This window comes from Streptomyces sp. NPDC111802 (genome assembly GCF_055634335.1).
Map to the genome: position 1 here is coordinate 55579 of NZ_JBVKCZ010000045.1, position 21222 is coordinate 76800.

The 21222-nt window shown below is 70.2% G+C and carries 19 protein-coding genes; 13 read left to right on the forward strand and 6 right to left on the reverse strand.

The window, feature by feature from the left end:
• The first annotated feature begins 144 nt into the window (after positions 1-144).
• A complete protein-coding gene (locus ACZ7NC_RS36300) occupies positions 145-360 on the forward strand; it encodes an I78 family peptidase inhibitor (protein WP_383421615.1) in 216 nt (71 codons plus the stop codon).
• A gap of 87 nt (positions 361-447) precedes the next feature.
• Here the strand turns inward: ACZ7NC_RS36300 and ACZ7NC_RS36305 are convergent, their stop codons facing one another.
• Positions 448-1476: a phosphatase PAP2 family protein gene (locus ACZ7NC_RS36305; RefSeq protein WP_471494830.1), complete on the reverse strand. Its 1029-nt coding sequence runs from the start codon at positions 1474-1476 to the stop codon at positions 448-450.
• A 434-nt stretch (positions 1477-1910) separates the two neighbouring features.
• Between ACZ7NC_RS36305 and ACZ7NC_RS36310 the strand changes: the two genes are divergently transcribed.
• Both ACZ7NC_RS36310 and ACZ7NC_RS36315 read left to right on the forward strand, forming a co-directional pair.
• Positions 1911-3512 carry an MFS transporter gene (locus ACZ7NC_RS36310; RefSeq protein WP_471494832.1) on the forward strand — a complete coding sequence of 534 codons (1602 nt, stop codon included), beginning with the start codon at positions 1911-1913 and terminating at the stop codon, positions 3510-3512.
• A 119-nt stretch (positions 3513-3631) separates the two neighbouring features.
• A complete protein-coding gene (locus tag ACZ7NC_RS36315; RefSeq protein ID WP_471494834.1) occupies positions 3632-4822 on the forward strand; it encodes an acyl-CoA dehydrogenase family protein in 1191 nt (396 codons plus the stop codon).
• Between the two features lie 36 nt (positions 4823-4858).
• Here ACZ7NC_RS36315 and ACZ7NC_RS36320 read toward each other — a convergent pair whose 3' ends face one another.
• Positions 4859-5296 (reverse strand): cell division protein SepF, encoded by a 438-nt coding sequence (locus ACZ7NC_RS36320; protein ID WP_471494836.1) that lies wholly within the window; start codon positions 5294-5296, stop codon positions 4859-4861.
• 322 nt (positions 5297-5618) lie between these two features.
• Here ACZ7NC_RS36320 and ACZ7NC_RS36325 point away from each other — a divergent pair, with 322 nt between their 5' ends.
• The 4 genes from ACZ7NC_RS36325 to ACZ7NC_RS36340 all read left to right on the forward strand — a co-directional run bounded on the left by ACZ7NC_RS36325 (position 5619) and on the right by ACZ7NC_RS36340 (position 10684).
• Complete coding sequence (locus ACZ7NC_RS36325) at positions 5619-6887, forward strand: DUF5685 family protein (protein ID WP_471494838.1); 1269 nt, start codon at positions 5619-5621, stop codon at positions 6885-6887.
• Positions 6888-7359: 472 nt separating this feature from the next.
• Positions 7360-8268 (forward strand): S1 family peptidase, encoded by a 909-nt coding sequence (locus tag ACZ7NC_RS36330; RefSeq protein WP_471494840.1) that lies wholly within the window; start codon positions 7360-7362, stop codon positions 8266-8268.
• A 156-nt stretch (positions 8269-8424) separates the two neighbouring features.
• Entirely contained in the window at positions 8425-9324 is a 900-nt protein-coding gene (locus tag ACZ7NC_RS36335) for a slipin family protein (protein WP_471494842.1), read from the forward strand.
• Between the two features lie 277 nt (positions 9325-9601).
• Positions 9602-10684, forward strand: a complete 1083-nt coding sequence (locus ACZ7NC_RS36340; protein WP_471494844.1) for a S1 family peptidase — start codon at positions 9602-9604, stop codon at positions 10682-10684.
• A 316-nt stretch (positions 10685-11000) separates the two neighbouring features.
• On the opposite strand, the gene ACZ7NC_RS36345 is transcribed toward ACZ7NC_RS36340, so the two are convergent.
• Positions 11001-12047 (reverse strand): ABC transporter permease, encoded by a 1047-nt coding sequence (locus ACZ7NC_RS36345; protein WP_471494845.1) that lies wholly within the window; start codon positions 12045-12047, stop codon positions 11001-11003.
• Positions 12048-12212: 165 nt separating this feature from the next.
• Here ACZ7NC_RS36345 and ACZ7NC_RS36350 point away from each other — a divergent pair, with 165 nt between their 5' ends.
• Both ACZ7NC_RS36350 and ACZ7NC_RS36355 read left to right on the forward strand, forming a co-directional pair.
• Positions 12213-15668 carry a DNA polymerase III subunit alpha gene (locus ACZ7NC_RS36350; protein WP_471494847.1) on the forward strand — a complete coding sequence of 1152 codons (3456 nt, stop codon included), beginning with the start codon at positions 12213-12215 and terminating at the stop codon, positions 15666-15668.
• Positions 15665-16666, forward strand: coding sequence for a DNA polymerase Y family protein (locus tag ACZ7NC_RS36355; protein WP_471494849.1), 1002 nt, complete (start codon positions 15665-15667; stop codon positions 16664-16666). Before ACZ7NC_RS36350 ends, ACZ7NC_RS36355 begins: the two co-directional genes overlap by 4 nt.
• On the opposite strand, the gene ACZ7NC_RS36360 is transcribed toward ACZ7NC_RS36355, so the two are convergent.
• The gene (locus ACZ7NC_RS36360; RefSeq protein ID WP_471494851.1) at positions 16644-17018 is read right to left on the reverse strand and encodes a cupin domain-containing protein; all 375 of its coding nucleotides are present in this window, start codon (positions 17016-17018) and stop codon (positions 16644-16646) included. The two genes, ACZ7NC_RS36355 and ACZ7NC_RS36360, sit on opposite strands and share 23 nt — an antisense overlap.
• A gap of 93 nt (positions 17019-17111) precedes the next feature.
• Between ACZ7NC_RS36360 and ACZ7NC_RS36365 the strand changes: the two genes are divergently transcribed.
• Together ACZ7NC_RS36365 and ACZ7NC_RS36370 are read left to right on the forward strand one after the other, a co-directional pair.
• Positions 17112-17558, forward strand: a complete 447-nt coding sequence (locus ACZ7NC_RS36365; protein WP_471494853.1) for a MarR family winged helix-turn-helix transcriptional regulator — start codon at positions 17112-17114, stop codon at positions 17556-17558.
• 173 nt (positions 17559-17731) lie between these two features.
• The gene (locus ACZ7NC_RS36370) at positions 17732-18601 is read left to right on the forward strand and encodes an esterase/lipase family protein (RefSeq protein ID WP_471494854.1); all 870 of its coding nucleotides are present in this window, start codon (positions 17732-17734) and stop codon (positions 18599-18601) included.
• 119 nt (positions 18602-18720) lie between these two features.
• Here ACZ7NC_RS36370 and ACZ7NC_RS36375 read toward each other — a convergent pair whose 3' ends face one another.
• The gene (locus ACZ7NC_RS36375) at positions 18721-19710 is read right to left on the reverse strand and encodes a lytic polysaccharide monooxygenase auxiliary activity family 9 protein (protein WP_471494856.1); all 990 of its coding nucleotides are present in this window, start codon (positions 19708-19710) and stop codon (positions 18721-18723) included.
• Between the two features lie 141 nt (positions 19711-19851).
• Here ACZ7NC_RS36375 and ACZ7NC_RS36380 point away from each other — a divergent pair, with 141 nt between their 5' ends.
• Complete coding sequence (locus tag ACZ7NC_RS36380) at positions 19852-20313, forward strand: GNAT family N-acetyltransferase (protein WP_471494858.1); 462 nt, start codon at positions 19852-19854, stop codon at positions 20311-20313.
• 27 nt (positions 20314-20340) lie between these two features.
• On the opposite strand, the gene ACZ7NC_RS36385 is transcribed toward ACZ7NC_RS36380, so the two are convergent.
• Positions 20341-20478, reverse strand: coding sequence for a hypothetical protein (locus ACZ7NC_RS36385; RefSeq protein WP_471494860.1), 138 nt, complete (start codon positions 20476-20478; stop codon positions 20341-20343).
• 149 nt (positions 20479-20627) lie between these two features.
• Here ACZ7NC_RS36385 and ACZ7NC_RS36390 point away from each other — a divergent pair.
• Positions 20628-21222 (forward strand): class I SAM-dependent methyltransferase (locus ACZ7NC_RS36390; protein ID WP_471494875.1); only part of this gene is annotated, 595 nt, incomplete at its 3' end.

A 21222-nucleotide genomic window follows, 5' to 3' on the forward strand; every position in this document is an offset into this window, starting at 1 on the left:
CGTCGATGTCGAAGTGACCGAAACGCGTGTCGTGATCCTGTGACAAAAGCGTGACCGGAGAGGGACGTGTGACCCGGATGACCGCTGCAAAGGATCCCGGTCGGCTCTGGCCCGATCACCGCGCGAGGCCCTAGCGTTGGCCGTATGGCACCCATTCCGAAACCCCCCGCGGAACCCCAGGACAACCCGGACGCGTATGTCGGTCTCGATGCCGACAGGGCCGAGCGACTCGCCCGTGACCGCGGGTGGTCGACGGTGCGTTCGCTGCCGCCGGGGGCGATCATCACCATGGAGTACCGCAGCGGTCGCCTGAACTTCGAGGTGAAGGACGGCCAGGTGGCGCGGGCCTGGAAGGGCTGACACACGGCGACGGCCCCGGTTCCTCGACAGGAACCGGGGCCGTCGCCATGCGGTGGTCGTGTGTACCGAACCCGCTGGATGTGCTGGTCAGCCGCCCGTCAGAGGGCGGGCCGTCGGGGTCCCGCCGCGGGTGGGGCGGTCCGTGTGCGGCGGTCGGCGCTTGCCGGCCGGGGTGACCGGGGTGCGCTCCGCGCGGACCGTGTGCGGACCGGGCGCCAGGTGGTAGGCGGTCGGCCGGGCGGAACGGGCCGCGGAGGACGCCTCGCGCGCCGCGGTCTCCTCGTCGCCCGCCGTGGCCAGCGGCTTGAGCAGCACCGGGGCCTCGACCGGGGCGGGTGGCACCGGAACGGCGGCGGCCCGGCGGGCGCGCCGGCGGTCGCGCAGGTCGAGGATCAGGGTCTCGGAGCGGGCGATCAGCGGCTCGAACCACGGCAGGGCGAGCAGGATCAGCAGACCGGCGGTCCAGCCCAGCAGCACATCGCTCAGCCAGTGCGTACCGAGGTAGACGGTGGACAGGCCGACGCCCAGCGAGGTCACCGCCGACAGGGCCGACAGCCAGCGGCGCGCTCTCGGGGTCGAGGCCAGATAGGCCAGGATTCCCCAGGTCACCACGGCGTTGGCGGTGTGGCCGCTGGGAAATATATCGCCGCCCAGCCACATCTCGTTCGAGCCGATGCTGGTCGCGTAGTGCGGTCCGAGGCGGCCCATGCCGAGCTTGGCGGCGCCGACGGTGATGTTCAGCAGGAGCAGCGAGACGCCGAGTGCGATCAGCGGACGCAGGGTGTGCTGACGCCAGGACCGCCAGCCCAGCCAGGCCGCGACCATCACGGCGGTCGGGCCGCGCTGGCCGAGCACCACGTAGTAGTCGACGAACCAGTGGATCTCCGCCCACTGCTGATACGGCCGGAAGAACATGACCTGCCAGTCGAGCCGGACCAGCCACGAGGTGATGACGACGGCCCACACGATGGCCCCGTAGAAGGCCAGGGTCGCGCCGAACAGCACGATCCGGTGCCGGGTCATCCGCGGCACATCGATGTGGGCCGGGCGTTCCGGCTCCCGGTCCAGCCTGGCGAAGACCCGGTCCAGACGGGTCAGCTTTCGTTCGGTACACACCCAATCGACGTTACAGCGAGTGAGCGCAGTTCAACGGCGATTCCACGGCTTTGTGATGACGATGTGATGTGGGATTCCTCTCAGGAGGAGGTTTATTTCCAAGGAATCCGCAATCATCGGGCGCCGCATCCTTCAATTCCTTTGATCATTCTGTTCGTTCGTTTTTCGCTGCTTATGAATTCGTTCACCGAATCATCGGGTGGAATTCTCCCGGCGCTCACCGATCCGGGCCGGACTGTGTGGCGTACGCCACACGCGTTCGTGTGGCCTCTGAGAGGTCCGCCACTGGGCGCGGAGGCGGACTCGCGTACGCTGACGAGTCACTCGCCCTTGATTGCGCGGGCCGGAGACAACCGCTCCTCTCCGGCCGAGTCGCGGGGAGTCCCCACCCCGTGTGCCCGCCGAGGGCGAGGGAACATCTGGGAGGTACGTACATGTCCGGGACGACCACGGCCGCCGCTGCGCTGCGCCGTCGGGCGGCCGGGGCCGGTGCCAACCGCTGGGTCGTCCTCGTCGTCCTCTGCGTCAGCCTGCTGCTCGTCGCGGTGGACGCGACCGTCCTCCATGTGGCGGTACCCGCCGTCACCGAGGACCTCCGGCCCGGCGCGATAGAGCTGCTCTGGATCGTCGACATCTACCCGCTCGTCTGCGCCTCGCTGCTGATCCTCTTCGGCACGCTCGGTGACCGGGTGGGCCGCAGACGCGTTCTGCTGCTCGGATACGGCCTCTTCGGCCTCGCCTCCGGCCTCGCGGCCCTGGCCCACGACCCACAGGTGCTGATCCTGGCCCGTGCCCTGCTCGGGGTCGGCGGCGCGATGATCATGCCCGCGACCCTGTCGATCCTGCGCCAGGTCTTCCCCGACCGGCGCGAGCGGGCCCTCGCGATCGGCATCTGGAGCGCGGTGGCCGCGGTGGGCGCGGCGGTCGGGCCGCTGATCGGCGGATTCCTCCTCGAACACTTCTGGTGGGGCTCGGTCTTCCTCGTCAACATCCCGCTGATGCTGATCAGCCTTCCGGTGGGCCGGCTGCTGCTGCCCGAGTCCAAGGGCGACGGCAAGGGCCCCTGGGACGTGGTCGGCGCGCTGCTCGCGGCGGCCGGGCTGTTCGGCGTCGTGCTGGGCGTGAAGCGGCTCGGCGGCGGGGAGCCGGCGGCCAGCCTGCTCACCCTGGTGCCGCTGGTGGTCGGCTCGGTGCTGCTGGTTCTGTTCGTCCGACGGCAGAAGCGCCGGACGTATCCGCTGGTGGACCTGGGGATGTTCGCGCGACCGGCGTTCAGTACGTCGGTCGGGTGCATCGTGCTGGCGATGCTCGCGCTGGTCGGGCTCGAACTGATCGCGGCGCAGTATCTCCAGCTGGTGCTCGGGCTGTCGCCGCTGGAGACGGGGCTACGGCTGCTGCCGCTGACGTTCGCGGCGATGGCGTCCGGGCTCGCGGGAGCGCGCATGCTGCGGCGCTTCGGGCCGCGGCGGATGGTGTGCGCCGGGTTCCTGCTGACGGCCGTAGCGGTCGTGGTGCTGACCGCCATGGGCGCCGAGGACAATCCCGGCCTGCTGCTGTGCGGGTTCGTGCTGCTGGGCTTCGGGCTGGAGACGACGCTCTTCGGGGCGTACGAGTCGATGCTGAGCGAGGCTCCGCCGGAGCAGGCCGGTGGGGCGGCGGCGATCGGTGAGACGTCCTACCAGCTGGGTGCCGGGATCGGGATCGCGTTGCTGGGCAGCGTGATGAACGCGGCGTACGCCCCCGGGCTGGCGTCCGTGTCGGGAGTGCCGGCGTCGGCCTCCACGGCGGCCTCGCACTCGTTGGGGGAGGCGTACGAGGTCGCCGGGCAGCTGGGCGGGTCGGCGGGGATGGCCCTGCATCATGCGGCCCGGGAGGCGTTTGTGCACGGGCTGCATGTGACGTTGCTCGTGAGCGCGGGGCTGTTGCTGCTGGGGGCGGTGATGGCGTTGCGGTTGCCGCGGACCATGCAGTGCGACGCCCCGGCCGTGGAGCTGCCCAAGCCGAGGGAAGTCGCGGAGTCCCGAGTCTCGGCCTGACCGGCCTTCTCCCGTTGCGGTGCCCCGTGCGTACTGGACGTGCGGGACACTGCGTCGTAGCGTCTGGCCCACAATCGTAACTAGCGGCGCTAGTTTTCGTCGTTGCCGGAGGGTCCTGCATGTCCGCGTCCTCGAAGTTGCCCCCGTTCGACCCCGCCGACCCCCTCGGCATCGACGACCTCCTGGAGCCCGAGGATCTGGCCATCCGGGGCACCGTGCGGGCGTGGGCGGCGGATCGGGTCCTGCCGTATGTCGCCGAGTGGTACGAGACGGGTGAGCTGCCGGGGATCCGGGAGCTGGCGCGGGAACTCGGGGAGATCGGTGCGCTCGGGATGTCCCTGAGCGGGTACGGGTGCGCCGGCGCCTCGGCCGTGCAGTACGGGCTCGCCTGTCTCGAGCTGGAGGCCGCCGACTCCGGGATCCGGTCCCTCGTCTCCGTGCAGGGGTCCCTCGCCATGTACGCGATCCATCGGTTCGGGAGCGAGGAGCAGAAGCAGGAGTGGCTGCCTCGTATGGCCTCCGGTGAGGTCATCGGGTGCTTCGGGCTGACCGAGCCCGACCACGGGTCCGACCCCGCCTCGATGAGGACCTACGCCAAGCGGGACGGCTCCGACTGGGTGCTGGGCGGGCGGAAGATGTGGATCACCAACGGGTCCGTCGCCGGGGTCGCCGTCGTGTGGGCGCAGACCGACGAGGGGATCCGCGGGTTCGTCGTGCCGACCGACAGCGCCGGGTTCTCCGCCCCGGAGATCAAGCACAAGCTGTCGCTGCGCGCCTCCGTCACCAGTGAACTCGTCCTCGACGACGTACGGCTGCCCGCCGATGCCGTACTCCCCGACGTCGTCGGGCTGAAGGGGCCGCTCAGCTGTCTCTCGCACGCCCGGTACGGGATCGTGTGGGGTGCCATGGGCGCGGCGCGGTCCTGTTTCGAGGCCGCTGTCGACTACGCGAAGTCGCGGGAGCAGTTCGGCCGGCCGATCGGGGGCTTCCAGCTCACCCAGGCCAAACTCGCCGACATGGCGCTCGAACTGCACAAGGGGATTCTGCTCGCCCACCATCTGGGGCGGCGCATGGACGCCGGCCGCCTGCGTCCCGAGCAGGTCAGCTTCGGCAAGCTCAACAATGTCCGTGAGGCCATCGACATCTGCCGTACGGCGCGGACGATTCTCGGTGCCAACGGGATCTCGCTCGAATATCCCGTGATGCGGCACGCGACCAACCTGGAATCGGTGCTCACCTACGAGGGCACCGTCGAGATGCACCAGCTCGTGCTGGGCAAGGCGCTCACCGGGCTCGACGCCTTCCGCTGAACCCACGAGCGGGCAGGGCCGGTGAGCGGCCCTGCCTCAGCTCTGGTTGTAGAAGCCGTCCTCGCGGTGAGCCGCCCGCTCGCCGCTGATGATCTCCGTGTCGGCCGGAGTCAGCAGGAACACCCGGTTGGACACGCGGTCGATCGAGCCGCGCAGACCGAAGATGAGCCCCGCGGCGAAGTCGACGACGCGCTTGGCGTCGCCCGGCTCCATGGCCGTGAGGTTCATGATGACCGGGACCCCGTCCCGGAACAGCTCGCCGATGGCGCGGGCGTCCCGGAAGCTGTCCGGGGTGACCGTGCCGATGCGGCGGCCCTTCTCCTCGGCGACGTCCGTGGCCACCTTGACGCGCGGGTCGGTGACCCAGGCATCCCCGGGCTCGGTCCCGTCGGAGTACTCGTCGTCGTAGTAACGCTCGTCATCGTTGTCGTCAACGAGGCCCAGCCAGGCACTCGCCTTGCGCACCGATCCCATGGACGCCTCCTCTCAGAGCGGTCTTTCTTGCATTCCGCATCCCTATGGTCATCCATGATGCGGACGTCGCGCCAAGTGGATAGACGCCGCGCGGGGGGTTTGTGACGGTACTGGTGCACAGCGAATACGTCGAGAGCCCGTGTCCCCCAAGGGGCATGCCACGTACGGCTGCTGACTGTGAGTGAAATATGATTCTTCACGGCGTATGGGTGATGCGGGGTGCGTACGGGTGAACGATGCTGCCGTGGTGATCGACACGGCGGTCGGTACGATGCGGCAGCTCAACGTCGTCGGAACGTCGTAAGAACCTCGGGGGAGCGTCGTGTTCGGAATCGTCAGGCCATGTCGTCATCGGCTCGGAGAGAACCTCACAGGGCAATGGTTGGCGCATTTGTGCGGACTGTGCCTCTCGTTGCGCGGGGACCACGGTCAGTTCGCGCGGATCGTCACCAACTACGACGGGCTTCTGATCTCCGTCCTGACGGAAGCTCAGGCGGAGAAGGCCAGTGGACTGCGGCGTACGGCGGGACCTTGCCCGTTGCGCGGAATGCGCACCGCGTCCGTCGCACAGGGTGAGGGTGCTCGGCTCGCCGCCGCCGTCTCGCTGGTGCTCGCCTCCGCCAAGGTGCGTGACCATGTGGCCGACGGTGACGGGCTGCTGGCCCGCAGGCCGGTGGCGCTCGCCGCGCGCCGGGTGGCCGCCGGTTGGGGTGCGGCGGGTGCCCGTAGCGGCTCGGCCGTCGGGTTCGACACCGCCGTACTCGTCGACGCCGTGGACCGGCAGGTCGGCATCGAGGCGCTGGCCGGGCTCGGCACCTCCGTCCTGGCCGTGACCGAACCGACCGAGACGGCGACCGCCGCGGCCTTCGCGCACACCGCGATCCTGGCCGGACGGCCGGGCAATGCCGAGCCGCTCGCCGAGGTCGGGCGCCTCTTCGGCCGGCTGGCGCACCTCCTGGACGCCGTGGAGGACCGGGCGGCCGACGCCGAGTCGGGTGCGTACAACCCGCTCACCGCGACCGGGACCTCGCTCGCCGAGGCGCGCCGGCTCGCCGACGACGCCGTGCACGGAGTGCGGTTGGCGCTGCGCGAGGTCGAGTTCACGGATCCCAAGCTCGCCCATCTGCTTCTGGTGCACGAGCTGCGGCGGTCGGTGGACCGGGCGTTCGGCACGGTGCCGACCTGCTCGTCCCACCAGCCAGGACCCGGGCCCTATGGACAGCCGCCGCAGCAGGGGCCGTACGGGGCGCCGCAGAATCCGTATGCCGGGGGCGGGAATCCGTACCTGGGCGGCACCCCGTACGCCGGTGGTGGGGGAGCGCCCGGCGGTGGTGGCGGTGCCGGTGGTGGCGGTGCCGGTGGTGGCGGTGGTGGCTTCGGCGGGTTCGGCGGTGGGCCCGCGCCTCAGCCGCCGAAGGGACGGCGTGGGTTCTGGGCCGGCTGCGGGATGTTCTGGCTGCTGTGCTGCACCTGCAAGCTGTGCTGCGCCGAGGAGTACGAGGGTCCTTGGTCCCGCAAGAAGCGCGAGGGCTGCTGCCGGGACTGCGACTGTGACGGCTGCGACTGCTGCTGCCCCTGCGACGGCTGCTAGGGAGGGCGACTTCCGGCCATCCGGGGGAGCGGGTGGCCGACGGGGACCAGGAGCGAGCCGGGCTCGGGGCGCGTACGGGGAGCGTCGGCCGGTCGTGTCGGTGCGCGAAAGGGCGTGGGGCGTACGCGACTTCGCCCCCGCCGAGGAAAGGCCGATGTGGGCGTGCGCATTCACCGGCCACTTCGTCGTCCCTTTCCGTCGCCGCTCCGGACGCTCCAAGTCGCCGGCGCGGCGGGTGAGCACAACCTCGCCGACCGGCTCTGACCGGGGCGGGAGCGGCCAACTCACATAGATCGTTCAAAGATTGACGGCCGAAAGGCGCCCTTGCGCCTACCGGTCGTTCGGCCGAATATTCCCCTCAGCGCTTGTCAGGGGCACGGCATGTCCGGAATCCGGACAGCCGCTCTTCTGACTGCGCCTCACAGGCCCCGACCCCACGCGGGCCCCCGACTTCCCTTGGAGGGAACGAAAAGTGAGGATCAAGCGCACCATCCCCCGCAGCGGCATCACGAGACGGACCCGGCTGATCGCCGTATCCACCGGCCTCGTGGCCGCGGCCGCGATCGCGATCCCCAACGCGACCGCCGCCGACTCTCCCACCACCTTCAGCGCCGCCGAGCTCAAGGGCGCCAACAGCTCGGTGCTGAAGGCCGACATCCCGGGCACCGCCTGGGTGGTCGACAGCAAGACCAACCGTGTCGTCGTCACTGCCGACAGCACGGTCTCCCAGGCCGAGATCAACAAGATCAAGGAGCAGGCCGGCAGCAACGCCGACGCGCTCACGATCAAGCGGACCTCGGGCACGTTCAAGAAGTACATCTCAGGCGGCGACGCCATCTATGCGAGTAGCTGGCGCTGCTCCCTCGGCTTCAACGTCCGCGACAGCAGCGGCAACTACTACTTCCTGACCGCCGGTCACTGCACCGACGGCGCGGGCACCTGGTGGTCGAACTCCTCGCACACCACCACCCTCGGCAGCACCGCAGGCTCCAGCTTCCCGACCAACGACTACGGCATCGTGCGCTACTCGAACTCGTCAGTCACCAAGTCGGGCACCGTGGGCAGCGTCGACATCACCAGCGCCGCCACCCCGAGCGTGGGCACCACGGTCTACCGCCGCGGCTCCACCACCGGCATTCACAGCGGCCGGGTCACCGCCCTCAACGCGACCGTCAACTACGGCGGCGGTGACATCGTCTACGGCATGATCCAGACCACGGTCTGCGCCGAGCCCGGCGACTCCGGCGGCCCGCTCTACTCCAACAGTGGTGTCGCCTACGGTCTGACCTCCGGCGGCAGCGGCAACTGCAGCTCCGGTGGCACGACCTTCTTCCAGCCGGTCACCGAGGCCCTCAGCGCGTACGGCGTCAGCGTCTTCTGACACCTCTGTTCGACCTGAGCAGCAGCCAGCAGCAATGTGAGCCCCCGCACGCAACCGTCGTGCGGGGGCTCGCCCTTGTTCGCGTGGCGGGGTTACCGTCGATGTGCAGGCAGAACTCCCCTGTAATGCGCCCACGTCGGACCCAGGGGGTCGCTGATGGTCGAGGAGCTGGTGGCGGCGGGAGTGACGCTCGCGTCCGCCGGAGTGGTGTATGTGGCGGCGGCCGCGCGGGTCGTCAAGCAGTACGAACGGGGGGTGGTCTTCCGTCTCGGGAAGCTCCGATCCCAAGTGCGCGGGCCCGGGTTCACGATGATCGTGCCGGGTGTCGACAAACTGCGCAAAGTGAACATGCAGATCGTGACGATGCCCATTCCCGCGCAGGAGGGCATCACCCGCGACAACGTCACCGTGCGGGTCGACGCCGTCGTCTACTTCAAGGTGACCGCACCGGCCGAGGCGGTCGTGCGGGTGGAGGACTACCGGTTCGCGGTCTCGCAGATGGCGCAGACGTCGCTGCGGTCCATCATCGGCAAGAGCGAGCTGGACGATCTGCTGTCCAGCCGCGAAAAGCTCAACCAGGGGCTGGAGTTGATGATCGACAGCCCGGCCGTCGAGTGGGGCGTGACGATCGACCGGGTGGAGATCAAGGACGTGTCCCTGCCCGAGACCATGAAGCGGTCGATGGCACGGCAGGCGGAGGCCGACCGGGAGCGGCGGGCGCGGGTGATCAACGCCGACGCGGAGCTTCAGGCCTCCAAGAAGTTGGCGGAGGCGGCGCATCAGATGGCCGACGCGCCCGCGGCTCTTCAGTTGCGGTTGCTGCAGACGGTGATGGCGGTGGCGGCCGAGAAGAACTCCACGCTGGTGTTGCCGATTCCGGTGGAATTGCTGCGATTTCTGGAAAAAGGGACGCAGGTCGTGACCTCCGGACAGGAGGCGGGTGCCGGACCGCAGCGGCAGGTATCTGTTGAATCGCGGACCGGACAGGACGAACTCCCTCCTGGTGAAGCTCGCTTGGATCCGGACCCCGAAGGGGCGATTTCGAGACAGGAGTAGACCTCACACGCTGCTTATGGTTCGCTCGCTTGCGGTGTTTGCTGAGCGAAGAGAGCGGGTGTGACTGTGCACGGTCAAGACGGAAGGGGCGCGTAACCGTGTTCTACGCGCGTCCGGAAGTCGACCTTGTGTGCTCCCTTCGAACCTAGGAATAGTGAACCTTGTTCAACCGGCGCGGGCGTGACTTTTGTTGTGAGTCGCCCCCGTGGCCGTACGCCTTCCGGTCCGGCGAGGTCCCCACAACCTCTCGGACCGACCCCCCACAGGAGGACGTGAGTTGAAGCACCGACGCATACCCAAGCGGCGTGCAGCCGTGGCAGGTGCGGGAATCGCCGCACTGGTCGCCGCGGGAGTGACCTTGCAGAGTGCGAACGCCAGTGAGACGCCCGAGGCGTCCGCGCCGAAGACGCTGTCGATCTCTGCGGCCGGAAAGCTCGCATCGACGCTGGCGAAGGACCTCGGCGGTGACGCCGCGGGCACGTACTACGACGCGCAGACCAAGAACCTCGTGGTGAACGTCCTTGACGCCGCCGCCGCCGACGCGGTCGAGGCCGCCGGCGCCAAGGCGCGGGTCGTGGAGAACTCGCTCGCCGAGCTGAAGAGCGCCCGTACGACGCTCAAGCAGGACGCGACCATTCCCGGCACCGCCTGGGTGACGGACCCGGCGACGAACAAGGTCGTCGTCACCGCCGACCGTACGGTGTCCGACGCCGAGTGGGGCAAGCTCGGCAAGGTTGTCGACGGGCTGGGTGCCACGGCGGAACTGAAGCGGACGAAGGGGGAGTTCAAGCCCTTCGTCGCCGGTGGTGACGCGATCACCGACGGCAGCGGGCGTTGCTCGCTCGGCTTCAACGTGGTCAAGGGCGGCGAGCCGTTCTTCCTGACCGCCGGGCACTGCACCGAGTCCATCTCCACCTGGTCTGACTCCAGCGGCAAGGAGATCGGCGCCAACGAGACGTCCAGCTTCCCGGACAACGACTTCGGGCTGGTCAAGTACACCGCCGAGGTCGACCACCCGAGCGAGGTCAACCTCTACAACGGCTCCTCGCAGGCCATCAGCGGTGCCGCCGAGGCCACCGTCGGCATGGCGGTCACCCGTAGCGGTTCGACCACCCAGGTGCACGAGGGCAAGGTCACCGGCCTGGACGCCACCGTGAACTACGGCAACGGTGACATCGTCAACGGGCTGATCCAGACCGACGTATGCGCCGAGCCCGGCGACAGTGGTGGCTCGCTGTTCTCCGGTGACAAGGCGATCGGGCTCACGTCCGGGGGTAGCGGTGACTGCACCGCCGGTGGTGAGACGTTCTTCCAGCCGGTGACCGAGGCGCTGTCCGCCACGGGTACCGAGATCGGCTGACGCGTTCGTTCGTCGTTTGCGGAGTCCCGTCCCTCGTGTGAGGGGCGGGGCTTTCGCGTTGGGTGGCGGGTGGCGGGTGCCTCTGGCGGTTGGGTGGGGGATGCCTGCGGCGGCCTGTGCGGGTTCGGTGGGGGCTTGTGTAGCGCCAACGGTTGGTGGGTGGGTCGGGGCCGTGCCGGGGGGTGTCCGTCCTCGGTCGGGCGGTTGCTGTTGGGCAGGCGGTGCTGTCTTTTGACGCCCGCCGCTGCGGGCGGACACCCCCCGGCACGGCCCCTTGCCGCCGTACGCGGCTGCCGGGCGGTGGGGGTACGCGCCTTCATGTCTCGGCGGGCTTCGGCTCCTTGCCGCGTAGGGTCGCCGCCAGGAGTGTGATGGTGATTCCGGCGGCTGCCCAGGCCGAGAGGACCAGCAGGGAGTCGGTTGTGTCGTTGCCCTTGAAGTAGGCGATCGAACGGGATGCCCAGGTGCCCGCGCCCGGTGGCAGGGCCGGGCCGATGTCTCGCCAGAACGGTGGGAGCAGTGGGGGCGGGAGGGCGCCGCCCGCGCTCGGGTTGCCCAGGATCACCACGAGCAGGATGGCCAGGCCGATACCGGCCAGGCCGAAGAGGGCCTGGCAGGCGAGGGTGGCCGCGCCTACCGCGAAGACGATCAGGGCGCCCACACCCCAGAGGGCGGCGATGCTGCCGGGCAGCGCGCCCAGGATCGGGCCGACGATCAGGGCGCCGCCCAGGCCGGCGACGATGGCGACCAGGGCCATGACGATGAGGCGGATCACCGAGCGTCTCGGGGTGGGACGGCGGGCCCCCGAGCTGATCGCCATGATCGATGCGTAGAGATAACCGCCCACGCACCAGCCCACGGTCACGTAGAAGGACGTGAGCCCGTTGGCGTCGTGTCGGTCGGCCGGGGCCACGTCGAGGGTGCGGAGGGTGCGGGCCTCGGATCTCTCCAGGGTGGCGACGAGGGACTCCAGGGTGGCGGCCAGCGCTCTTCCGCCTCCGGTGGCGACCAGGAGGGTGTCGGTACTGCCCGCCGGGTCGATCAGCAGGGCGCCGTCGATCTCGCGGTTCAGGATCTGGTCGCGGGCCGTTGCCGCGTCGGGCAGGGCGCGTGGGTCCAGCGGGTCGCCGGGCAGGTTCTCCAGGCGGGTCACCGTCTGCTGGGCGGCGACCTCGGGGGCCACTACCCCCAGGGGCATGTTCCTGGGCTTCGGGTCGTGGAGCGCGCCCACATAGGAGGCGATGAAGAGCAGAGCGAGGGCGACTGTGCCGGTCACGAGCACCGTGGCCCGTGGGGTGACGGCGTCCTTCACCTCGGCCAGGAAGGAGGTGCGCGGAGCGCCGGCGCCGGTGGGCTGCGTCATGCCCCCACAGTCCGGGGCTCCGGGCGTTTGTGCAGGTGGGAGGCGGCCGAACGGATGTCGTACGAGTGTTCGAGAAACGGTCCGGAAATGGTCTATGGTGGAGGTGGGAGAGTTGGGAACTGATGTTCGAGCGCTGGCTCGGACTCGCTGACGCGGGAGGTGCGTGTGTCGGGCTTCACGCATCTGCACACCGTCTCCGGGTTCTCCCTGCGGTACGGCGCCTCACACCCGGAGCGGCTGGCCGAGCGTGCCTCCGAGCGGGGCATGGACGCCCTCGCGCTCACCGATCGTGACTCGCTCGGCGGTGCGGTTCGGTTCGCCAAGGCCTGTGCGGCGGCCGGGGTGCGGCCACTGTTCGGTGTGGAGCTGGCCGTGGAGGCGTTCGGGTCTTCGGAAGCGGGTGGGTCCGGGGGGCGGCGGCGGGCTCCGGTGCGGGGTGGAGCCTTTGTCGATGAGTCGGCGCCTCGGGCCACCTTCCTCGCCCGGGAGGGGGCCCGAGGATGGGCCGATCTGTGCCGAATCGTTTCTGCTGTGCATGCCGGGGAGGGACCGCCGATACTGTCCCCGGCCGACAACCGGGGGGACGGTCTGACCGTTCTGCTCGGGCCCGACTCCGACGTCGGGCGTGCGCTCGCCGCCGGCCGTCCCGATCGCGCGGCCCGGCTGCTCGTGCCCTGGCGGGAGGTCTACGGCGACGCCCTGCGGCTGGAGGCCGTCTGGCACGGGCGCGAGGGCACCGGTCCGGGGTCGCTGCGGCTGGCCGCCCGTACCGTCGGCTTCGCCGCCGAGCAGCGGGTGCGGCCCGTGCTGAGCAATGCCGTCCGGTACGCCGATCCCGGGCTGGGGCCGGTCGCCGATGTGCTGGACGCCGCGCGGCGGCTGGTGCCCATCGACGCCACCAAGGAGCTGGACTCCGGTGAGGCCTGGCTCAAGGACGCGGACGAGATGGCGCGGGTCGCCGAGCGGGTCGTCGAGGCGGCTGGTTTCCGGCGCGACACCGCGCACCGGCTGCTGGAGCAGACCGGGGCGACCGCCGCCGGGTGTCTCGTCGACCCCGAGGACGATCTCGGCATCGGCACCGTCCACTTCCCCGAACCGCATCTCGTCGGTGCCGGGCGGCGCACCGCTCAGCGGGCGCTGGCCTCGCGGGCGGTGGCGGGCATGGTGCTGCGCGGCTATGACGGGCGGCGGGCCTACTGGGAGCGGATGCACCAGGAGCTGGACATCATCGCCCACCACGGGTTCGCCTCCTACTTCCTGACGGTCTCTCAAGTAGTCGACGATGTACGGGAGATGGGGATCCGGGTAGCTGCCCGTGGCTCCGGTGCGGGGTCGCTCGTCAACCATCTGCTCGGCATCGCGCACGCCGATCCCGTGGAGCACGGGCTGCTGATGGAGCGCTTCCTGTCCAAGCGCCGGCTGGTGCTGCCCGACATCGACATCGACGTGGAGTCCGCGCGCCGGCTGGAGGTCTATCGCGCGATCATCGACCGGTTCGGGACCGAGCGGGTCGCGACCGTCTCGATGCCGGAGACCTATCGGGTGCGGCATGCCGTCCGGGACGTGGGCGCGGCCCTGTCCATGGACCCCGCCGACATCGACCGTATCGCCAAGTCCTTCCCGCACATCCGGGCGCGGGACGCCCGGGCGGCGCTGGAGGAGCTGCCCGAGCTGCGGCAACTGGCCGGGGAGCGGGAGCGGTACGGCAGGCTGTGGGAGCTGGTCGAGGCGCTCGACGCGCTGCCGCGCGGGATCGCCATGCATCCGTGCGGGGTGCTGCTCTCCGACGCCTCTCTGCTCTCCCGTACGCCGGTCATGCCGACCAGCGGCGAGGGCTTCCCCATGTCGCAGTTCGACAAGGACGACGTCGAGGAGCTCGGCCTGCTCAAGCTCGACGTGCTGGGCGTGCGGATGCAGTCGGCGATGGCGCACGCGGTCGCGGAGGTGGAGCGGAGCCAGGGGGAGCGGATCGATCTGGACGCGCTCGACTTCGAGCGTGGGGACGGCGACCCGGCGACGTATCGGCTCATTCGTTCGACGGAGACGCTCGGGTGCTTCCAGATCGAGTCGCCCGGCCAGCGGGACCTGGTCGGGCGGCTTCAGCCGGCGACCTTCCATGACCTCGTCGTCGACATCTCGCTCTTCCGGCCCGGACCGGTCGCCGCCGACATGGTGCGGCCGTTCATCGAGGCGCGGCACGGGCGGGCGCCCATCCGCTATCCGCACCCGGATCTGGAGGAGCCGCTGCGGGAGACATACGGGGTCGTCGTCTTCCACGAGCAGATCATCGACATCGTGCACATCATGACCGGCTGTGGACGGGACGAGGCCGATCGGGTGCGCCGCGGTCTTTCCGACCCGGAGTCGCAGGGGCGGATCCAGGTGTGGTTCGCGCAGCACGCGGCGGCCAAGGGGTACGACACGGAGACCATCCGGCGGACCTGGGAGATCGTCGAGGCCTTCGGGTCGTACGGCTTCTGCAAGGCGCACGCGGTCGCCTTCGCGGTGCCCACCTATCAGTCGGCCTGGCTGAAGACCCATCATCCGGCCGCCTTCTATGCGGGGCTGCTCACCCATGACCCCGGGATGTATCCGAAGCGGCTGCTGCTGGCGGACGCGCGGCGGCGTGGGGTGCCGATCCTGCCGCTGGACGTGAATGCGTCGGGAGTCGCACACCGTATCGAACTGGTGTCTGAATCCGGGAAGTCCGGGGGGACTTGGGGGCTGCGGCTCGCCCTCTGTGACGTGCACGGCATCAGCGAGGCCGAGGCGGCCCGGATCGCTCAGGGACAGCCGTACGCCTCGCTGCTCGACTTCTGGGAGCGGGCGCGGCCCAGTCGTCCGCTCGCGCAAAGGCTCGCGCAGGTCGGCGCGTTGGACGCCTTCGGGGCCAACCGGCGCGATCTGCAACTGCATCTGACCGAGCTGCACCGGGGCGCCCGGGGCGGTGGCGGAGGGCAGCTCCCCCTGGCCGGCGGACGCAAGACTGCCCCGGCCGGGCTGCCCGACCTCACCTCGGCGGAGCGGCTCAGTGCCGAGCTGGGGGTGCTGTCGATGGACGCCTCGCGCAATCTGATGGACGACCATCGGGCGTTCCTCGACGAGTTGGGCGTCGTCTCGGCGCGGCGGCTGCGCGATGCCCGGCACGGCGAGACCGTGCTGGTCGCGGGGGCGAAGGCGGCCACCCAGACGCCGCCGATCCGGTCCGGCAAGCGGGTCATCTTCAGCACGCTGGACGACGGGACGGGCCTGGTCGACCTCGCCTTCTTCGACGACTCGCACGACGCGTGCGCCCACACGGTCTTCCATTCCTGGCTGCTGCTGGTGCGCGGGGTCGTGCAGCGCCGCGGGCCGCGCAGTCTGAGTGTGGTGGGCTCCGCCGCCTGGAACCTCGCCGAGCTGAGCGAGCTGCGTGCCGAGGGCGGCCTTGACGTGGTGGCGGCGCGGCTGGCGGAACCGGTGGCGGCGCCGGCGGGGGACGACGGAGATCCCGCGCGCGGCCGGCGAATCCAGCTGCCCACCGGATACGAACTGAACCCGTGGGCCGATCTGCGACCTGCGGGTCAAGAGCCTTCACAGGTACGGAAGTTGTGGCACCAGAGTCCGGGGAGTGCGGGATGACCATCCTCTGCGTACGTTTCCAGCTGCCGCCGACGCACGAGGCGGCCCTGCCGGGGCTGCTCGGACTGCTCGAGGACTTCACGCCGGTCGTTCAGGCGCTGCCACCCGACGGGGCGCTGGCCGATCTGCGGGGAGCCGAACGGTACTTCGGGCGCGACGCGGTCGAACTGGCGTCGGTGATCCGGGTGCGCGCCCTCGCCCACCACGGGGTCGACTGTGTGATCGGCGCCGGGCCGGGGCCGATGCTGGCCCGCGTGGCCTTGCGGGACGCGCGGCCCGGGGTGACGTGTGCGGTTCCCGAGGAGCCGGACGCCGTCGCGGAGTTCCTCGCCGGCAAGCCCGTCGCCGCGCTGCCCGGCGCCGGCGCCGCGACCGCCCGCACCCTGTGCGAGTACGGCCTCGACACCCTCGGCCTGGTCGCCGCCGCACCCCTGTCCACGCTCCAGCGTCTGGTCGGTGCGAAGGCCGGCCGTGAGCTGCGCGAGAAGGCGAGCGGAATCGACCGGGACCGGGTGGTGCCGAACGCCGTGTCGCGCTCGCTGGCCACCGAACGCCCCTTCACCCGCGACGAGCTGGACCCCGACCGGCACCGCCGCGCCCTGCTCTCGGCCGCCGAGGAACTGGGCGCCCGGCTGCGCGCCCTCGACAAGGTCTGCCGCACCCTGACCCTCACCGCCCGCTACGCCGACCGCTCCTCGACGACCCGCAGCCGTACCTTGAAGGAGCCGACGGCCCACTCGGCGGCGCTGACCAGGGCGGCGTACGGCATGTACGAGGCTCTCGGCCTCCAGCGCGCCCGGGTGCGCGCCCTCGCCCTGCGCGCCGAGGGCCTCGACCCCGCCGAGCAGGCCTCCCACCAGCTCACCTTCGACCCGCTGGATGAGAAGGCCCGCCGCATCGAGGAGGTCGCGGACCGCGCGCGAGCGAAGTTCGGACCGCGTGCGGTGATGCCGGGGTCGCTGGCCTCCTTAGGGCTCAGTTGGCCCACGGCGGCGTGATGCGCGTGCCGTCGGCCAGCTCCGCCGTCAGGCCGATGGAGGTGGTGACCCAGGTGAGCGCGGTCCGGTCGGTCGGGTTCTCGACGGTCAGCGTCGCGCCGGGGTTGATGATCAGAGTGTCGCCGGCCGTGATCCGGTCGGTGTGATCGTCGAGCTTGATCAGCAGCTCGCCGTCGAGCAGATGCAGGATCTCCTCCCGGTTGACGGTGTGCGCGGGCGCCTTGGTCCCCGCCGGGATCTCGCCGCGCCAGGCGCACAACTCCTTGCTGCCGGTGAGGGGGGTGGCGTACGAGACGAAGCGGGCGCCGTGGATTTCATGGGTCACGGCCTCGGACGCACGGATTACGGGCATGGAGACTCCTGTTCGTCAGATGGTCAAGCAGCTTGACCATACGAACATGGTCAAGCTGCTTGACCAATCAGTCAAGGGTGTTTCAATGCCTGCGTGCACAACTCCGAAGCCATGGCCCTGTCCGCCGCCCTGCTCGCCGTGGCCGGCGAGCTCACGCAACGCATCAATGACGGCGTGGTCGCGCGGGGCTTCGAAGGGGTGCGGCCCGCGCACGGTTTCGCGTTCGCCCGGCTCGCCCCGGACGGCGCCACCGCTACCGACCTGGCCGCCCATCTCGGTGTGACCAAGCAGGCGGCGAGCCAGCTCGTCGACGAGATCGTGCGCAAGGGGTACGCCGAGCGCCGGCCGCATCCCGATGACGCGCGGGCGCGGCTGGTCGTGCTCACCGAGCGGGGGTGGGCCTGCACCCGTGCGGCCGAGGAGGCTGCCGCCGACGCCGTCCGGGCCTGGGTCGATGTGCTGGGTGAGGGTGAAGTCCGGGCGCTGCTCGGGCAGTTGGGGCGTATTGCGCCCTATGGCCCCATCAGGCCCTCCTGGTGACGGATTGTCAGGTCTGGTGAACCGCCCCTTACTACCACTGGAAGTTTTTACTGACGCGTAACTTCACACGTCACTTACTCACCCGTAACTTGACGAGTGAACAGCATCCTCGTGATCCGGATCACAGGGCGTAAGGCCGTCGCACCTCCCTTGAGCCGCAAGGAGATCACACGATGCTGCCCTGGAAACGAGCGCTCAGACCCCTGGCCGCGCTGCTGCTGACCGCCGCGGTCGCCGTCGTCCCCGCCACCACCGCCCAGGCGGCCGAAACGGCGGCGATATCGAGCAGCGGCTGGAACGACTACTCCTGCAAGCCGTCCGCCGCCCATCCCCACCCCGTCGTCCTGGTGCACGGCACCTTCGCGAACTCCGTCGACAACTGGCTGGGCCTGGCGCCCTATCTGACGGACCGCGGCTACTGCGTCTTCTCCCTCGACTACGGCCAGCTGCCGGGCGTGCCGTTCTTCCACGCCCTCGGCCCCATCGACAAGTCGGCGGAGCAACTCTCCGCCTATGTCGACAAGGTGCTCGCCGCCACCGGCGCCGCCGAGGCCGATGTCGTCGGCCACTCGCAGGGCGGCATGATGCCCCGCTACTACGTCAAGTTCCTCGGCGGCGCCGCCAAGGTGAACGCCCTCGTCGGCATCGCGCCCAACAACCACGGCACGACCCTGGCCGGGCTCACCAACCTGCTGCCGTACTTCCCCGGCGCGGAGGACCTGCTCAGCACCGCCACCCCCGCCCTCGCCCAGCAGGTCGTCGGATCCGACTTCATGACCAGGCTCAACGCGGGTGGCGACACCGTACCGGGCGTCCGCTACACGGTCATCGCCACCAGGTACGACGAGGTGGTCACGCCGTACCGGAGCCAGTTCCTGACCGGGGCCGACGTGAAGAACGTCCTGATCCAGGACCTGTGCTCGGTCGACATCTCCGAGCACGCCTTCCTCGGGCTGACCGACCGCATCGCCTTCCACGAGGTGGCCAACGCGCTCGACCCGGCGCGCGCCACCCCGACCACCTGCGCGTCCGCGATCAGTTGAGCGCGTCGGCGAGTGAGTGCGTGAGTGTGTGAGCGCTTCGAGTATGTGAGTACGTGAACCGGAACACACCGCCGGGGCCTGACCGGCCTGAGCCGCCGTTCAGGCCCCGGAGTCTTTCGTCAGCGGCTGTGGCGACCGCCGCCGGCCGCCCGCCTGCGCACCGACGCGAACAGGACCGCCGAACCCAGCGCCAGGGTCGCCGCACCGCCCATCGCGAGATACGCCGTGCTGCTGTCCCCGCCGGTCTCGGCGAGGTTCTCGCCGGCGCCGGCCGCCTTCGGCTGGTTGACCGCTCCGGACGGCGCCTCGTCGGCCGCGGCCGGCTCCGCCGACGTACCGGCGTCCTGGTCACCATGGCCGTGGTGCTCGATCGTCGACTGGTCGGCGCCCGCGTCGATCTGCTCCTCGGAGGGTGCGGAGGCGCTCGGGGCGGGCCCTTCCTCGCCGCCGGAGTCGCCGGAGTCGCCGGAGCCGCCGCCGAAGGTGACGTCCGAGCAGGAGTAGAACGCCTCCGGGCTGTCCGAGCGCTGCCACACTGCGTACAGCAGCTGCTTGCCGGAGCGCTCGGGCAGAGTGCCGGAGAACGTGTAGAAGCCGCCCGAGGCCGCCGGGTCGGTGGCCGTCGCCACCGGGTTCGACAGATCCAGGTCGTCCCAGGCCAGCGGCTTGGCCGGGTCGTAACCGGCCTTCGTGACGTAGACCTTGAAGGTGCCCTTGTGCGGGGCGGTCACGCGGTACTTGAAGGTGTACGACCCGCTGCTCACGCTCGTCGCCGGCCAGTCGGCGCGGGCCAGGTCGAGGCCCTTGAACTCCTCGCTGTTCGCGCTGCACAGCTTGCCGTCCGGGATCAGTTCCCGGTGTCGGCCGGCCGCGTCGCCGATGCGGATGCCGTTCCAGTCGTAGAGGGCCTGTGTGCCGCCCGCCGCGACCGCCGCCTCGCACGCGCCGGACTTCGGGCTCTCCGGGCCTTCCGCGTAGCACTGCGAGACCCGGCTGACCGGGTCGCCCATCGAACCGTGCGCCGAGGCGGGGGCTGCGGTGAGGGCGGTCAGGGCCAGCGGGGTCAGGCCGAGGGCGGCGACGGTGGCGGCCTTGCGGCGTGCGGGCATGGGGGATCTCCTCGGAACCGGAACTGATGAGTGCCGGATCCAAGAAACCGTGAAATCGCCTGTCGCAGGGGGTTCGCGGCGATCTTTAGGGTCGCCTTAAGGGAGTGCTCAGACTGAGATCAGGTAGGTACGGTTCCTGGCATGACCGATGAGGGGATCCGGCCCGCCGTGGCCGCCGACGTGCCGGCCGTCAAGACCGTCACCGATGCCGCGTACCACCACTACATCGAGCGGATCGGCAGGGTGCCGCAGCCCATGGAGAGGGACCATGCGGCAAGCGTGGCCGAGGGGAAGGTGTTCGTCACCGAGGAACCCGGCACGGGGCGCGTGGTCGGGCTCGTCGTGGTCGAGGCGTACGAGGATCACCTGTACCTCGACAACATCGCCGTTCACCCCGACGCCCAGGGGAAGGGCGTGGGGCGACGGCTGCTGCACTTCGTGGACGCACACGCGCGTGCGCTCGGCCTGTCCGAGGTCAGGCTCTACACGAACGCGCTGATGTGGGAGAACCAGAAGATCTACCCGAAGTACGGCTACGAGGTCATCGAGCGCCGCGTGGACGGGTCCTACGACCGCATCCACTACCGCAAGCGGCTCGACTGACAGGTCTCAAGCGGTCGGCAGGGCGTTTCAGCCTTCCGGCCACCAGGTCCGTGCGATGTCCTTGCGGACCTCCGGTCGTCCCGAGGGGCGATCGTCGGCCTCCTCACGGACTCGGCGGGTGTCCGACTGCCTCTTCAGGGGCTTCTGCACGGTTACGCGGCGCATGGCTGCCTCCTTCAGGGTCGACCGAGTTCCGCGTTTTCACGGAGGTAGACCCGTGCGGGGAGAGTTCCTCATCGCCGCTGGTCCTGTCAGTGGCGGCTGTCACCATTCGACTGTCAGTGGCGGGTGTCACTCTTGGCCGCATGACCGACATGACGAACGGTGAACACGACGTCACAGGGCAGGACGTGGACTGGGACGCGGCCGCCGCCACCTTCGACGACGAGCCGGACCACGGTCTGGGTGCCCCGGAGGTCCGCCTGGCATGGGCCGCGCGGCTGCGGTCCTGGCTGCCCGAGCCCGCCTGCGACCTCCTCGACGTCGGCTGCGGCACCGGCAGCCTGTCGCTGCTCGCGGCCGAGCAGGGACACCGGGTCACCGGGGTGGACCGGTCTCCGGCGATGGTGGACCTCGCCCGCGCCAAGCTCGCCGGGCGTGACGCGGCGTTCCTCGTCGGTGACGCGGCGGCGCCGCCGGTGGGCGAGGAGCGGTTCGACGTCGTGCTCGTACGGCATGTGCTGTGGGCCCTGCCCGACCCGGGCCGGGCCCTCCGACACTGGCGCGGCCTGCTGCGCCCGGGAGGGCGGTTCGTCCTGGTCGAGGGCGTGTGGGGGACGGCCGCCCAGGCCGCCCCGGTCGGCATCGCGGTGGACCGGCTCATGGAGTTGCTGGCGCCGCTCGTCGGGCAGGTGCGTGTGGAGCGTCTGTCGGACGATGAGTCGCTGTGGGGGAAGGCCGTGGACGACG

Coding starts and splice junctions, on each gene's coding strand:
- ACZ7NC_RS36320 (WP_471494836.1), bottom strand. CDS start 5,296: ATGGGATCGGTGCGCAAGGCGAGTGCCTGGCTGGGCCTCGTTGACGAC.
- ACZ7NC_RS36310 (WP_471494832.1), top strand. CDS start 1,911: ATGTCCGGGACGACCACGGCCGCCGCTGCGCTGCGCCGTCGGGCGGCC.
- ACZ7NC_RS36375 (WP_471494856.1), bottom strand. CDS start 19,710: ATGCCCGCACGCCGCAAGGCCGCCACCGTCGCCGCCCTCGGCCTGACC.
- ACZ7NC_RS36385 (WP_471494860.1), bottom strand. CDS start 20,478: ATGCGCCGCGTAACCGTGCAGAAGCCCCTGAAGAGGCAGTCGGACACC.
- ACZ7NC_RS36300 (WP_383421615.1), top strand. CDS start 145: ATGGCACCCATTCCGAAACCCCCCGCGGAACCCCAGGACAACCCGGAC.
- ACZ7NC_RS36360 (WP_471494851.1), bottom strand. CDS start 17,018: ATGCCCGTAATCCGTGCGTCCGAGGCCGTGACCCATGAAATCCACGGC.
- ACZ7NC_RS36315 (WP_471494834.1), top strand. CDS start 3,632: ATGTCCGCGTCCTCGAAGTTGCCCCCGTTCGACCCCGCCGACCCCCTC.
- ACZ7NC_RS36355 (WP_471494849.1), top strand. CDS start 15,665: ATGACCATCCTCTGCGTACGTTTCCAGCTGCCGCCGACGCACGAGGCG.
- ACZ7NC_RS36335 (WP_471494842.1), top strand. CDS start 8,425: ATGGTCGAGGAGCTGGTGGCGGCGGGAGTGACGCTCGCGTCCGCCGGA.
- ACZ7NC_RS36370 (WP_471494854.1), top strand. CDS start 17,732: ATGCTGCCCTGGAAACGAGCGCTCAGACCCCTGGCCGCGCTGCTGCTG.
- ACZ7NC_RS36345 (WP_471494845.1), bottom strand. CDS start 12,047: ATGACGCAGCCCACCGGCGCCGGCGCTCCGCGCACCTCCTTCCTGGCC.
- ACZ7NC_RS36380 (WP_471494858.1), top strand. CDS start 19,852: ATGACCGATGAGGGGATCCGGCCCGCCGTGGCCGCCGACGTGCCGGCC.